Annotated in this window: 10 protein-coding genes; all 10 read right to left on the reverse strand. The window is 53.9% G+C overall.

Annotation, left to right across the window (positions count from 1 at the left end):
• Positions 1 to 78 precede the first annotated feature (78 nt).
• On the reverse strand, positions 79 to 1,284 hold the full coding sequence (locus ACLB09_RS11765; RefSeq protein ID WP_410769998.1) for a response regulator: 1,206 nt from the start codon (positions 1,282 to 1,284) through the stop codon (positions 79 to 81).
• Positions 1,285 to 1,286: 2 nt separating this feature from the next.
• Entirely contained in the window at positions 1,287 to 3,044 is a 1,758-nt protein-coding gene (locus tag ACLB09_RS11770) for a sensor histidine kinase (RefSeq protein ID WP_410769999.1), read from the reverse strand.
• Between the two features lie 79 nt (positions 3,045 to 3,123).
• Positions 3,124 to 3,948 (reverse strand): carbohydrate ABC transporter permease, encoded by an 825-nt coding sequence (locus tag ACLB09_RS11775; RefSeq protein WP_410770000.1) that lies wholly within the window; start codon positions 3,946 to 3,948, stop codon positions 3,124 to 3,126.
• 15 nt (positions 3,949 to 3,963) lie between these two features.
• Positions 3,964 to 4,854 (reverse strand): carbohydrate ABC transporter permease, encoded by an 891-nt coding sequence (locus ACLB09_RS11780; RefSeq protein WP_410770001.1) that lies wholly within the window; start codon positions 4,852 to 4,854, stop codon positions 3,964 to 3,966.
• An 84-nt stretch (positions 4,855 to 4,938) separates the two neighbouring features.
• The gene (locus tag ACLB09_RS11785) at positions 4,939 to 6,288 is read right to left on the reverse strand and encodes an extracellular solute-binding protein (protein WP_410770002.1); all 1,350 of its coding nucleotides are present in this window, start codon (positions 6,286 to 6,288) and stop codon (positions 4,939 to 4,941) included.
• Positions 6,289 to 6,780: 492 nt separating this feature from the next.
• Positions 6,781 to 9,855 (reverse strand): VWA domain-containing protein, encoded by a 3,075-nt coding sequence (locus ACLB09_RS11790; protein WP_410770003.1) that lies wholly within the window; start codon positions 9,853 to 9,855, stop codon positions 6,781 to 6,783.
• A complete protein-coding gene (locus ACLB09_RS11795) occupies positions 9,839 to 11,827 on the reverse strand; it encodes a vWA domain-containing protein (RefSeq protein ID WP_410770004.1) in 1,989 nt (662 codons plus the stop codon). Before ACLB09_RS11795 ends, ACLB09_RS11790 begins: the two co-directional genes overlap by 17 nt.
• A gap of 57 nt (positions 11,828 to 11,884) precedes the next feature.
• Positions 11,885 to 12,814, reverse strand: a complete 930-nt coding sequence (locus ACLB09_RS11800; protein ID WP_410770005.1) for a DUF58 domain-containing protein — start codon at positions 12,812 to 12,814, stop codon at positions 11,885 to 11,887.
• Positions 12,811 to 13,800, reverse strand: coding sequence for an AAA family ATPase (locus tag ACLB09_RS11805; RefSeq protein ID WP_410770006.1), 990 nt, complete (start codon positions 13,798 to 13,800; stop codon positions 12,811 to 12,813). Before ACLB09_RS11805 ends, ACLB09_RS11800 begins: the two co-directional genes overlap by 4 nt.
• 26 nt (positions 13,801 to 13,826) lie before the next feature.
• Positions 13,827 to 15,527 (reverse strand): coiled-coil domain-containing protein, encoded by a 1,701-nt coding sequence (locus ACLB09_RS11810; RefSeq protein ID WP_410770007.1) that lies wholly within the window; start codon positions 15,525 to 15,527, stop codon positions 13,827 to 13,829.
• Positions 15,528 to 15,550 lie beyond the last annotated feature (23 nt).

Genomic DNA, 15,550 nt, shown 5'->3' on the forward strand with positions numbered 1-15,550 from the left:
AATGATCATTTTGACTTTATCTATTGTACCACTTCATGCATCCGTTTTCCATACCCATTCTTTGATGGTTACAACCGCTTATAGCTTTCCCTCTCTTGGCACAAGAATATTTATGTTTTGCTGCTGACGGTATTCGGTAGGCGTCATCTGATACTTTTTCCTGAAGACCTGGGTAAAGTGGCGCATATCCTGATATCCTACATGCTCGGCGATTTCCGCCAGTTTCAGCTTCGGATTCATGAGCAATAGCTTGGCCTGCTCAAGCCGCAGGGAGGTTACATATTCCTTATACCCCTGCCCCGTGATTTGTTTGAACAGTTGGCTGAAATAAGCCGGATTCAAAAAGACCGCCGCAGCGGTTTTTTCCAACGACAAATCCTCGCAAAAATGCTTCTTGATATACTCCAGAGCAACGTCAATCGCTTTCTCGCCACTGCCCTTTAACGGCTCCAATTCAGAAACCTGGGCCTCGCAAGCCTGTCTCATCCGGATTACGAGCTTGGAAATCGCCGCAATATCGTTATTTGGTCCGGACACGACGATCTGAAAAGGCACTTTCAGATAATGGGTTAAATGCGCCTTGACCTTCTCCTGAAACACCTCAATTCCCGCCCGGCCTTCGAGCGTGAACAAACCCAACAAACTTTTTTGGTCATAGCTGATTACAAATCCGCGGCCGTGCCCGTCGATCAACTCCGATAACACATTTTCCACGATAAAATGCTCCAGCCTGACGCTCCGATCCCGGGCGTTCATCTGGACGAGCAGCAGATAGAAATCATTGTATTCCTGGATAAAAGCGCCCATATCCAGATTGCCGACATCCAGGCCGAAGGCAAGCCGCTGAAATACGCCTTCCCGCAAATATTTCAGATTGGCGATCAGCCGCGCCCGTTCCTTCGACTCTTCGCTCTCATGGGCGATCTCCTGATTCAGGCTATGAATGACTTCATAGAGTCGGTTCTTGCCGATCGGCTTCAGCAAATAATCCCTGGCTCCCAGCCGGACCGCTTCCTGGGCATAGGAAAACTCGCTATGCGCTGATATCACGACCCATTTCACATGGGGGAATTTGCGCTTCATCATTTTCATGAATTCCAGTCCATTGATTCCGGGCATCAAAATATCGGTCAAAACGATGTCGATCCGCTGCTCGGCCATTAACCTGATCGCTTCCTCCGTCGATGCCGCCATATATACGCCGCAATCCGGCCAATTCCTCCGGATGCTCCGCCGGACGCCTTCCCGGATCGCCCGTTCGTCGTCCGCTATTAATATGTTCAAGATCAAAACTCCTTTCTTGAAAGCGGCATAACGATAGCAACCCTCGTTCCTTTTTCCGGAGCGCTTTCGATTTGCAGACCCCCGGCTTCTCCAAACATGTATTTAAGCCTGCGATGCAGATTCTGCAAGCCAATGCCCGCCCTGCCCGTCTCTTTCGGTCCGGATTGATTTATAGACAGCTTCAACCGGTTCAGTTGCTCCGGCTCCATCCCGTTTCCGTTGTCTTCTACGACGATTTTCAAAACATTGTCCTCTTCCAGCGTATATACCTTCAAAGTACCGTGCCGGCCTATCGGTTCCAAGCCATGTTTCACCGCATTTTCGATAACAGGCTGTACCGTCATTTTCGGCAGGCGGAAATCCAGCCACCGCTCTTCGAGCTCCGTTTCGATCTGAAGGCGGCCCTCGAACCGGATCGTAATGATTTTCAGGTAATGGCCGGTCTGCTCCAGTTCCTCGCGCAGCGTGACCTCCGCGCCTTCCTCCCACTGGCTGCTGTAGCGGAACATCGAGGATAAGGACAAGACAAGTTCCCCGAGCGGGTCTTCCCCTTTCTCATCAAGCATCCAGTAAATCATGTCGAGCGTATTGTACAAAAAATGCGGGTTGACCTGGGATTGCAACGCATGGATCTCGGCGTTCTTTTCGCTGACCGATGAAATTTTCACCCGCTCAATGAGCTCCTCAATCCGGTTGACCATCCTGTTGAAGGAAGCTACGAGAATATTAATTTCCTGATAGGAAGATACTTTCAACATGCCCCGGAAATTACCGATCTCCACCATCTTCATCTCCCGAATCAGCTTTTTGAGCGGGGAACTGAAAGTTCGTGAGATGATGGAAGCGATCAAGGTAGACACCAGGATAAGGATCGAAATGACAATCAGCAGATACCGCTTCATTTCCACCAGTTCCACATTGAGATCGCGGTTCGGCGTCATGCTGGCAACCGACCAGCCCGAGAACGGCAATCGCGAAGCAACGATCAGATGCTTTGAATCCTGCTGCACAAGAACATTGCCCGAAGGGTCACTCATGGGCAGTTGTTCGAGTTCCGACGGCAACTCCTCTCCCGAAGACACGACACGACCATCCTGGGATACCAGAAAAACTTCGCTATGAGCCCCAAGTTTCAAATTATCAAGGGCATTCAAAATGGGCTGTGGATTCATTTCGTATAGCACGATGCCGATCGGCTTATGCTCGTTCAAATCATAGATTTGCCGTCCGAACGCAAAAACGGGGCTATCCTCCACCTGATCGATCAATGAATGCGGATACACGCCGAGCCAGACCATTTTCCCCGAAGAATCCTTTAACTGTCGGTACCATTCTTCGTCCAGATAGTTCGGCTTTACAACATTCATGTAATTCCCGTAATTGTACACCTTTCCTTTATTGGTTATCACATGAATCCCGACGAGATCGTCCCGCGAATAAAATATCGCTCCGATAATACTCGTAATCCTTTGCTCGTTGATATATTGTACCGCTGGCTCATCGCTGGTTTCGTTCAGCAGCCGGATCATCTCGAAATTGTTGCTCAGTGATTTGGAAAGGCTGTCGTAGCCTTGATACATCAGACTGAACAACCCCGCGGTTTGAGCCACGTTTTTTTGCGACAAATCGCTGATTTTTTCGTGAAACTGATCCGTTGTCCGATTGTAATAAAGCAAGCTCACAATGAGCAAACTGCCGGACATGCAAAAAAGAAACAGCAAAAACAGGCGATGGTGTATGGAACGAAAACCGGTAGGCATGGATAACCTCCTTCCATCGATGTTTTGCTGCTCTTCTATTATAAATTGATGCAATGTATTTGTAACGATTTTCAATTTCTCAGCCCTTTACTGCGCCCGCAACCATCCCTTTCGTAATTTGTCCGGACAGGAAGAAATAGATCAGAATAACGGGCAAGGCTCCCATCACCAGAAACGCGCCGATGTTGCCGTAATTGACCGAATACTGGCTGACGAAGGTATAAACCCCGAAAGGCAAGGTTTTTAATTTCTCGGAGGAGATGAAGGTCGCCGCCAAAATGTATTCATTCCAGATCGAGATAAAGGTCAAAATGCAAACCGTCATCATCGGAGGGATGGACACCGGGATAATAATACTGCGGAAAATGCGGTATACGCTCGCTCCGTCAATATAAGCCGATTCCTCGATTTCGTGGGGAATACCCTTCATGAATCCGCTAAGGATAAAGACGGCGATCGGCGTCGAGAAAGCTATATATGGCAGGATCAGCGACAAATGCGTATTCAAAATGTCCACGTTTTTGAAAATCACCATCAGCGGGAGCAGCGTTGCCTGCATCGGGATCATCATCCCCATCAAAAAGACGGTCATTACCACCGTGCCGTACTTCCAGCGAAACCGGGAGATGGCGTAAGCCGCCATGGAGCTCAGGAGCAATACGCAAACCATCGTAACCCCGGTCACCAAAACGCTGTTGGACAAGTATTTCAGATAATTCCCCGCTTCGTAAGCTTCTTTGTAGTTATGCCATTGAGGCGCATTCGGCAATGAAAAAAAGCTTCCGTCCAGGATTTCCTCATTGGTTTTCAAAGAATAGAACAGCAACCAGAGTAGGGGATAAAGCTGGGTTATAACAGGGATTGCAAACAGGAGATACACGACTCCCTTTTTGAATTTTGACATATCGCGCACTCCTTCCTAGCTGTATCTTTTTTCGAGCTTGTTAAAAAAGAAATTGATAATGACCGTGAACAACAGGCATACCGCTACCAGGAAGGTCGCAATCGCACTGCCGTATCCGTATTTCAGGGACAGGAACGAACTGTTGTACATATGCGTTGAAATGACGTCGGTCGCATGGGCCGGTCCCCCGCCTGTCATGACCATGACCATGTCGAAGGCCTGCAACGAACCGATGAACGCGAGAACAATCGATATTTTAAAGATCGGAACGATGAGCGGCATGGTAATGTAGCGGTCCGCTTTGAAACCTTCCGCTCCGTCGATTTTGGCGGCTTCATAAATCTCTTCCGGAATATGGGTCACCCCGGTATATTGAATCAGGAGATGGTAACCGAAGTACTGCCACAGCGAAACGAGATAAATGCTGTACATGGCGATTTTGGGTTCCGTCAGCCAGTTGTGCGTCCAACTGTCCAAACCCAAGGCGACCAGCACGCCGTTTATCATCCCACCCATGGAGGTAGGGTTATAGATGGTCTTCCACAACTGACCGATAATGACGACCGATAAAATGACGGGCGTGAAGTAAACGGACGCCAATCTGCTGCCATTTTTCAAATAACGGTGTAGAAGAATCGCCATCCATAAACAGAGGGGGATTTCCAGCATGGAGGCCAGCGCGTACAGCAGCGTTCGTCTGACCGACGGCCAGAAAACGGGATCATTCACAAACATATCCCGGAAGTTGGCAAGGCCGATAAATTGCGCATTAGTGATGCCGTCCCATTTCAGCAAGCCGCTATAAAACGAAACCAGGATCGGAACAAATACAAGGCACACATAAAGCAGCAGACACGGCAATACGAAGACGGCTATTGTTCTGGCGGGTACCTTGAGAACTTTCATCTTATTTCGCCCCTTCATATAAATTCGATGCGAAGAAGCACGAAGCTACTTCGCATCGAGGGTTAACGCTTATTCCAATCGGGATTATTCCTTGTTGGCTTCAAAAGCCGCTTGATGCTCTTTCGCCACTTGAGCGGAGTCAACCTTTTGTACGAAGAGGTTTTGAATGCTGCTGAGATGCACTTGTGCCGTAGCCGGATTCATCGTATTGTCAAACGCCAGGTCGCCGCCTTTGACGTTATTGAACAGTTCCGCGACTTCTATCGCCAGATCGGAATAACCGGCCGCTTTCAGGTCACCGTCCACTTTTTGGCCAAGACCTACCGCATTTTTGAATTCAAATTGTTTTTTCGGGAAATTTAGTGTGAAATAATTAAGGAAATCTTTCGTTTCTTGCAGATGTTCGCTATTTGCGGAAATTGCGAACGCACTGCCCGGTGCCAACATAAATTCATTAGGATCCCCTTTGCCGTTAACGGTCGGAAATTGGAATGCACCGACTTTGCCCGCTACGGAAGATGCATCGATCGCTCCGGTTTCCCAGGAACCGATCACCCACATGGCCGCTTTGCCCGATTTAAAAATATTGCCGCCGACATTAGCATCGATCGAGGTCGCTCCATCCGGGAATGCGCCGGCTTGCACCAGCTCCTGGAAACTATCGACCGCTTCAATAAAGACGGGGTCTTCGAAGATTTTCTTGCCGTCCATCACGTCTTGCAGGAATCCGGGTCCCCCATTTGTACGAAGCAGAATATTCATGAACAGGAACGAACCGGTCCAGGAGTCCTTCTCCCCGATCGCGAGCGGCGTGATTCCTTTGGCTTTGAGCGTTTTTACCGTGTCCAGGAATTCGTCAAAAGTCTCGGGAGTCTTGGCGATCCCGGCTAACTCGAACAAATCCTTGTTGTAATACACAACTTCAATATTGTTGCCGTCCGGCAGCGCGTACACATTGCCGTCGAAGCTGTAGTAATCAAGCAATCCGCTTTGGTACGTATCCTTTAGTCCGTTTTGATCGAGCATATCGTTCAGCGGTGCAAACAATTTCGCATCCACAAACGGCTTCATTTGCGCCGCCGGGTTGACGATCGTAATGTCCGGCACTTCTTTGGAAGCGGCCTGCGTTTTCAACTTCACTTTTTGCTGATCCGTATTGAGCGTATCCAGCTCGATATGGATATTCGGGTGATCCGCTTCATACTGTTTGACCAGTTCATTTAATGTCTTATGCGAAGGAGTCGTCGGGTCCGGATAAATGTTTTGGAAAGTAATCGTAATGTTCTTGTCGCTGCTGCCTTGCACAGCCGCCCCGTTGTTTTTCTCGGGTGCGGCTGTGTTGGTTTTGCTATCATTCCCGCAAGCCGCAAGACCCAGCGCCATCACCGCGGCCAAGATCACCGCCAATGGCTTCCATGCTTTTCTTTTTCCCATTCATTCATGCCCCCTAGATTCAAGATATGTCAATTATTGCTTCCTAAAGCGCTTTCAACAAGGCGTGAAATTTGGGATTCAGGTTTGTTTTTTTCAGGTATAGGGGATGAAGCAAAAAACAGCCCCGATGGATGGGGCTGCTTTTTAAAAAGCGTATTCAGGTTGTTCGCGTTGAATTGCAGGTCGGATTCGGAAGAATGTCCACCAGCCGTGGAATAATCCCCAAATTGTCTTTCAAAAGGTGGACACTTTTCTGTGAAAGGGATATAGGTTCCCTTTCACTCTTTACGCTATATATAGTATCGATTAGATTGAATGTTAGCTACATATTGATTTTGTCGCTTTCCAGACCAAAACACCTTCGTGTCCGCTTTTGAAAAGACATTTTTAAGGTTTTTGTCCGTTTGGAGCGAACAAACAAGCATTATAAATGCGATATTGCGGCAAGTCTATATACTTCCATTCGTTAGCATAAACCTGAACCCTGCGGCTCTAGCGCCGGCTTCGCCGCTTTGCATCCAGCAGACGGCCAAGCCGATCGTTCCCCGGCCCGGCATCGGCTGTTGTTCCGCTTCGGTCCTTCCCAGCCTTCTCCTTGTCAAGAGAAAGCGGCGAAGAAGGGGCAGCAGCCTGAGGACCGGCCTGTGGCGGAGAGGACTTGGCTGCCGGCGACATCGTAGGCGGCGATGCGGCTGACGAAGATTTGGCTGTTGGAGCCATGGTGGGCGGTGATGAGTTACCCGATGGCGATGAATTCGGCGCCGACGGTGATGCAGCTGTCGGCGATGACGCTTGCGGCTGGGGGGCGGGTCCGGAGGCGGCGGTCACGCCGCCGCGTTCCTTGCCGTCGCCGCCCGCGCCGTAAAAGGCGGCCGCGCGCGATTTTCGCGCGGCGAGCCGGGCGAGCCCGGCATCCGCGGCCGTGCCTGCGGATGCTCCGGGCTGCGCCGCAGCCGCCGCAAGCGCGCGGGCGCGGCGGCGCCAAGGCATGGCGGCGGCGATGAGCGCCGCCATGCGGCCCCAAGGCAGCGCCAGACGCCGCACGGCGACGTCGGCGAGCCACAGCAGGAGCGCCGCGGCCAGCAGCGGGCGCTCCCAGCCGCGCATCGACCGCGTCGGCTGCGCGGTGAACTGGAACGCCGCCTCCGGCTTGTTCCAGTCCAGTATGCGGCCGCCGGTCAGTTCGGCGACGGCCTGCAGCGTATCCTCCGGCTCGGCCGGAGGCAGCCGGTATTCCGGCGAATACGGGATGACGAAGCCGGTTCCCTGCATCCCCGCCGTTTCGCCGCCATTCCCGTCCGCTCCATTTTTATCCCGGAGTTGAAGCAGAAAAGATCCCGAAGACCTTACCGTCATGTCTCCTTCATAAACGCCCGGTGAAACCTGGGCGAGCGGGACGGTCTCTTCGTTTCCGTCTTCCCCGCTGACGAGCGCTTCAAGTTCCTCCGGAGACTCGGCACCCTCTGCCGTCACTTCGAAAGTCACCTCATTGCCGATGACGGTCGTGTTGACTTCATAAGGCGAAGCCGCAAACTGCGGAAACGTCCACTTCACCATGTCGGCGAACAATGCGGGAAAGCTGTCCCATTTCACGAAATCGCGCGACCATTTGCCCGTCAGATCGCTGGTCCAGGCCACGGTCCGGCCCGATCCGTACTGCCATCTTGCCAGCAGCGGGTCCGGTTCCGGACTGGACAATACCGTTTGGGCCGTCATTTTCGGCGTTGCGGCGACATAACCGTAAATGCTCGGCACCCCGTCCTGGAACCATCCGCTCCAGTCCCCGGGCTGTACGAGCGCCGGAACGAACGGCTTGTCCACAATATAGGTTCTGGCAATCAGGGCCGCCTCCCGGCTAAAAATGGCCGGAAGCGTCGTCGCGTCCTTCACCAGGTAATACCGCCCCTTTGCCCCGTTGGCCAGACTTTGCAGGAGATTGACGTCGGCATCGTCTCCCACGGCCACGGTGGACATCGTGATTTTCCCGTCCGTCATCGTTTTCAGCAGGTCATCATATCCCGAATTCACGGCGGATTGTCCGTCCGTCAGCAGAATAATATGCTTTCGCTGGGCCTGAACGTTCATTATTTCCTCCGCAGCTGCCGATACCGCCGGAAAAATATTCGTTCCGCCCGCGCTTGGAATGCTGTTTATTTTTGCGATAACGCCGTCTTTGTCATCCAGCTTCTGCGGCTCAACCACCCACCAGGGCTGATCGTCAAAAGCCACCACGCCCACCGTATCCTTGGGCCTTAGCAGCTCCACGGTGCGTATAGCCGACTCTTGAGCCAGCTTCAGCTTGTCCCCTCCCATACTGCCAGAGCGGTCGATCACGAGGATCAAGCCCAGTGAAGGGATTTCCCGCTTGCCTTCCAATTCCATGGATACGGGAAGCAGCTTCTCAATCGGGGTTTTGAAATAACCGCCCATTCCGAAACTTTCTTCCCCGCCGATCATCATGAATCCGACGCCATAAGAACGAACGGTCTGTTCGATCAATTCCATCTGTTTGCCGCCGACCTGCTCGCCGGAGACGTTATTGAACAGAATGCTATCGTAACCCGCATACTTAACCAGCTCCGACGGCAGCATGCCCGGTCCGATCACGGTATGGTCGATCAAGCCGGAAGCCAGCGCATTTTCAAGGTTGGAGGAGGTTCCTTGCTTTCCTTCTACAATTAACACCTTCGGGCTCCCCGTAACCCGGGTGATTGCATAACTGGCATTGTTCGCCGATTGCTCGTCTCCGTCCACAAATAATTCCGCGCGATAACGATGTAGTCCCGGCTCTTTGGCTAAACCCTGCAGCGCAAAAAGGTTCTCCCCGCGTTCCAGCGTGACGTTTTGCCTTCCGATCTCCCGGTTGTCTTCGTACAAACGAAGCTCTCCGGCTCCAGAGAACGTACTGCGGATAAGCACTTCAAAAGCAAACGCCTCCGCACGATACAGCTTTTCAGGTACATGAAAAGCTTCAACGGCTGCATCCTTCAACTCCGGCGGCACCGCCTTCAGTACGTCTACGGCTATTCCGCGTTCTTTAAGCATGGCGGCTTCCGAAAGAACATTTCCTACGTTGTCTTCCCCATCGGAGATCAGCACGATCCGCCGGTTTTCCCCGCCGCCGAACTGGCTGCCCGCAAGCTGCAAGCCCTTTGCCAGGTTGGTGAAGCCGGAATTCACCGCCGCTTCGGAGCTTCCCCCGGATAAAGCGGCGGTATCCAGATTTTTCTCAACGGCCGCATCCAGCCCTACGGCTACCATACTCACGCGATCATCCGGGCCTTTTTCGGCACCGGCCTTGTTGATCCAATCCCGTACGGGATCCTGGTCCATCATGCTGGCGGAACGGTCAGCCAAAAAGACGATTTCTTTGTCCTTCACCAACGTAAAGGTGTGAAACCCCGCCAGTAGGAACACCAGCAGTGCAATGATCGTCGTCCGTAAACCGACGGCCCACTTCCTGCGGACTCCCTTCAGTCTGAAGTCGCTCCGGTAGGCATAGACCGCCACGACCGCAAGGGGAAGTAACAGCAGCAATACCCAAGGATGATCAAATTGAACGCCCACGCTGATACACCCCCCATTCCGCTAAAATAACGAGTAGCGCCAAAAGCGCGGCGGGATAAACCAAAGATTTCCGGCTTTTGGAGATGAGGCTGTCGGACTGCCCCGCTTGGCTTCCGCTCTCCGTCTGATCAGATCCCTCCGCAGGCTTGTCTGAATGGACCCCTGCCACCGGGAGCGGCATCATGCCTTCGAAAGATGACTCCGCCGGATCGGCCGTTACTTGCACCAGAAAGGTCCGTTGCTTCACATCTTCCGATCCCTTGATTTCAAGGCGCCACAATCCCGGAATGCCGGGTGACGTTTGCCGGGAAGAGACCACGCCTTGATTCCGCTCCGCCGGAACATGCTCCGCTCCGGTCTGCAAAGCAAAACCTTCCTGGGGAATCCAGGTCCCCTCAACATTATCCGCAGCAACGGGAAGATCCAATTTTGCTCCGGCCATGATCCGTCCCAGGCCGGTTGCCTGTCCGGTTTGCAGCCATTCCACCGCATTGTTCACCAGAATCGGAAATTCCGGCCGCAGCGGCAGGTCGCTATCCTCCAGCGCAAACAGAAAAACCAGCCGGGCTACCCCCTGATCCTTTCCCGCATAAGCAGCAGGCAAGCCGCCGATTTTCAGGACAGGTTCTCCCCATGCGGGAACCTCCCGCTTCAGAAACTGCCCTGTCGGTGCCTCCGATAGCGACAAATAACGGGTTACGGGATGATTTAACGTTTCCGTTTCCCCGCTTTCCGGCCGCGCCTTATCTCCTTCGCCTCCCCATGTCCATAACGGGGTTTCTTTCAACAAATCCCCCCACGCGCCCTCCCGTACGAAATCAGGCTCCACGCCATCGATCACGATGATGTCGGGCTTGGCGCCAGGTATTGCCGGAACCCCGGAACCGCCATTCGTGCCGGTAGCGGCGCCCGGATCCATGCGCGTAACCCGGGCACCGGTCAGTTGGAGCGCTTTTTCCAGAAATAAGTTTCCGGAAGAAAGCAGCAGAATATCTCCCGAATCCGCCTTCTCGCGAAAAGCGTACGCCTCGTTATCCGGTGCGTAGGCATCCTCGCCGCTTAACGACAGCCGATATACCTCGGCCGAGTCAAGCAGCCCGAAGGAAACCGTTGCGCTTTTCCCGCCTTCAACTACCACCGGTTTGGAGGCCAATAAATGTCCGTCCCCGTACAAATCCAGCGAAGTCTCCATTTTGTCCTTCCGGTAGTTCTTAACGACGGCGACGCCCGAAACTCCGCTTTCCTCCCCGTCTTGCCTAACCCCGAATTGAACAATGGAGGTATTGCCCGCCTCCTCATCTTGAACGGAGTTCACTTGGACCGGAACATCAAATGCGACGTTCCCGGAGCCGGAAACTCCGGGCCACTGGCCGTCCGTATAGATCGCGACGCTTGCCTCCGGGTCGTTCCGGGTCAGCGCCGAAGCCAGGGACAGCGTCTCACGATAGGCCGCTTTTCCATAATCCGCAGACAATTCGGAGACGGCTTTCTTAAGCGCATCCCGGTTCTTTTCCCTGGATAACAGCACCTGAGGCTGACTTCCAAGCTTCAGCAACGTCACCTCTTGTCCCGAAGACATCCCATCAATATCCTCTTGGAGTTGCTCTTTCATTCGTTCCAAATTCGTCTCATGCATGTCCTTATCCCGCTCTGCCGTACCCAAAACCGCGCTCATGCTGGCCGACGTATCGGCAATAATCACCGTATGTCCAGGGCGTCCGCCCTGGACCCATACGAAAGGCAGCATCAGCGCAACTACGAGCAGGGCTGCAGCAAGCAGCTGGAGCCAGAGAAGCAGCCGGTTTTGAAGTTTCTGCCACGGCCGGTTAGCTTCTATATTCCGGAGAACCCGGTTCCACAGCAAATGGCTCGGAACGATCGTATCGAGATATTTTCGCTTGAATAAATACATGATGACGATGGCCGGCAAAGCCAAGCCGAACCATAAACCCGCCCAAGAAGCAATCCCCATTACGCTTCCCCTCCATCTCCGCAGTCCTGTTATCAAAAAAATTCTTTTCTGCCGTTACTAAAAAGCTATGGCCCCCGCCCCGCGAAGCGCCTCAAAAATCCCCTTCTCCAGCGGCCAATGGGTCGGCGTCTGTACATAACGAACGCCCCGCTCACTGCAGTATCTGGAAATTTCCCCGGTATATCTTTGCAGCTCATTCCGGTAGGCATCGAGCACCTTGCCTGTGATCGCAATCTCTTTACCGGTCCCCAGCTCACTATCCACCAGGCGCAAGTCTCCGATAACCTCCGGCTGAAGCTCATCCTGTGAAACGACATGCACAAGTACAACCTCCTGGCCCGCTGCCAAAAAGTAGGAAAGTGTAGTCTCTAAAGCTTCGGTTCCGCCCTCAAACCATAAATCGGAGAAAATCCAGGTCATTCCGGGTCTGGCCGGTAATGAAGACGGAGTATGCAGCGCCCGGGACATATCCCCGGTACCCGACGCCGCCGCTTCTTGCAAGAAAGCAAATAGTCTGGAAGCCGAGGCTTTCCCGCGAATATTGGAGAGCCTGTTTTCAATTTCGGCCGCAAATAAAGAGGCTTGAACCCGGTCTTCGGAGGCCAGCGCCATATAACCTACGGCAGCTGCGAGCATTTTGGCATATTGCAGCTTGTTCTCCGGCCCAGGGACTCCACTATGATCTAATGCCTGCCGACCACCAAAATCCATGGATGCAGAAATGTCCAAGTAAAGACTTATGTACATTTCCTGCTCATCCCAGTACTGGCGGACAAAAGGCCTGCCCGTACGCCGGTAGACGCTCCAGTCAAAACGCCGGATATCGTCTCCCGGCGTATACTCGCGGTAGTCGGCGAATTCCAGAGAGGCCCCGAATTGCCCCGACCGCCGCTTACCCTGCACGGTTCCCCGCACTCGCCGGCCGGAATTCACCGATAACCTCTCCAGCTTGGGGAGCAGGCCGGGCGGAAGAAGCGGGCTCCTCATCTTGATCCCTCCAATGCGGAGAGTATTTCTTCAACAATCCGGTCCGGGGAAATCCCCATCGCCTGGCCTTCAAAATTGAGAAACAACCTGTGCCGCAACGCTGGCACAGCGACCGCGGCGATGTCTCCGGTAGAAACATGCAACCGCCCCTTGGAGATCGCCCTCACTTTGGCTGCCAAAACGATCGACTGGATCCCGCGCGGTCCTGAGCCAAAGCGGACATAGCTCCGCACGGCTGCCGGTGCCTCCTTCTCTTCCGGGTGAGTCATCATCAGCAGCCGCACTCCATAATCCAGCACTTCGTCAGCCAGCAGCACTTCTTTTGAAGCCTTACGGATTTCCAACAATTCGGACGCCGTTATCTTCTTTTCCGGGGCCGGCTGATTCCCCGAGGTAGTCCGGCGGACGATTTCCTTGAGTTCCTCGGGAGACGGGTAACCAACATGGATTTTGAGCATGAACCGGTCCAGTTGCGCTTCCGGCAGCGGATAGGTTCCCTCCTGCTCCAGCGGATTTTGAGTCGCTAATACAAAAAAAGGCTGTGGCAGCTTCCGGGTTTCCCCGCCGACGGTCACCGTCTGCTCCTGCATCGCTTCCAAAAGCGCACTCTGGGTTTTCGGGGATGCCCGGTTAATCTCATCGGCCAGCACAATGCTGCTGAATACCGGGCCTGCCTGAAAGACCATATCTGCCGCGCCCTGCGGACCGAAGCTGATGACATTCGTACCGGTGATATCGCTTGGCATTAAGTCAGGCGTAAACTGGATCCGCGAAAAAGACAGGTCCAGCGTATCGGCAATCGTCTTCACCAGCACGGTTTTTCCCAGTCCCGGAATCCCTTCAAGCAAGACATGTCCGCCCGCAAAAATGCACCAAAGCATCTGTTCCACTACCTCCTGCTGTCCGACAATGACGCGAGAAATCTGTTCGCGTACCTGTTCGATCGCACTGCTCCACGATTTCACCTGGGCTGACGTGTCCAACATCACAAATCTCCTCCTCTTGTTTCGGCTTACGGACCGGGATCTATCTCCGTAAAATAGTTCTCCACCAGGCTCTGCATGCTTTGCGGAAGATCTTTCCGCTCCAGGGAACGTTTTGCCTCTGCCGCATAGTCGCTGTATACCTCTTCATAAGGCCGGCTTACCCCATCGAATACGGGAGATTCCCCGCCTTTTTGCACGCTGCCTCCCGTGCTTGGTCCCCCGTCGACCTGTACATTGCCATTCCCTTCCGGATCGCGCGGGGTAGTCACCAGAGTCCGTCCACCGCTGCCCAACCCCGCACCGGCTCCCTGTCCTTGGCCTTGCCCTTGTCCCGTGCCTTGGCCTTGACCTTGGCCGGATCCGCTGCCGCTGCCGTTTCCATTGCCGTTACCGGTTCCCGAGCCGGCGCCAGGATTCGAACCGGCTCCCTCCGGTCCGCCCGAACCCGGTCCGGTTCCGGGTTCGCTGTCGGCCTCGCCAACAGCTTCGCCTCCACTGGCATACGCATCCCCGGCGGCAAGCTGCTCGGCGCTGCCTCCCATGCTCCACGTGTCCGACACGGCCAGCCCCGAGGCTGCCATGTCCTCCGCCAGGCTCATCCCCTGCTTCGCCAAAGCCGAAGCCAGGGCAGCTGCAGCTTCGGACTGTCCGGACTCCGCCTCGGACGCCCGGAGCTGCTGCTTTAATGCTTCAGCCAGTTTTTCCAGCGCCTGATCGCTCTTGACCTGGTCTCCGCTGTCAATGGCTGAAGCCGCCTGCTTCAACGCTTCCGCCAGTCGCTTGGCATCGGCATCCCCTTCCGGAGCGGATTTTGCAATCTGCTCAAGAGCATCCGCCAGGCTCTGCCGTTCTTCTTGGGTCATGCCCGGCAACTTCTGTCTAAGCTCGTCCATCTTTTTATCCAGATCACCGGCATTTTTTTGCTCCAATGCGGCGGCGAGCCCTTCGGTTGCCTGATGATTTTTCCAATTCGCGAACCATTCATTTCTCTGCTGCTGTTTCAAGTCCAGCTTATCCTGCATCTCCTTCAGCCGCTGCATCGCTTCTTCAACATTATCCAGCGCTTCGGCAGGCTCACTGCTCCGATCCAAAGCTTGCTGCAAATCCGCCAGTTCCTTGGAAAGAGCATCCTTGGCCAAAGGTTCCAGCTCTTTGGTCTGTAGTTCCTGGATCCGCTTGCCGGTCTCCTCTTGTTGGGCGTGAATCCATTCCCTTTCCTTTCGTTGCTGGTCGAGCACCTGATCCATCGGATTCGGGAGAACAGCGAGCAGGATGACCGCCAGCGCACCCGCTGCGAAAGGAATCCACCATCTGCGGCGGCGAGGCAGCGGCAGACGCCGTTTAAGTTCCAAAACATAGGCCGCTCCGTGCTCTTCCGCCTGTTTGCGCTGCAAACGGGCCGGAAGTGAATCCTCTTCAGCGAAGGCGAGCGCCGTCGCCATAAAATCCTGTCTTTCATCTCCCGCTTCCGGGTTATCCATTTCGCGGGCAGCCTCAGCGTGCTGGATTTTGCGCAAACGTCCTCGTAGCCAGCCCGCCGAAGTCAGCAAGGCTAGGCTCCCCATGGCATAAAACAATGCACCATCCAGGGGCCAAAGCCTGCTTGCCGCTAACAAAAGGGAGGCGGCAACGAGCCCGGCCAGAATACCATACCTGATTCCGTCCAATTCCCGAAACCATTGCAGCCGCCGGCGCACCATGTTTAATTGACGGTTCAACTGCTCCACTTTTGCCGCCTCCTCTCCTAATT

The sequence above is a fragment of the Fontibacillus forbon genome, assembly GCF_046559655.1.
Lineage (GTDB): Bacteria > Bacillota > Bacilli > Paenibacillales > Paenibacillaceae > Fontibacillus.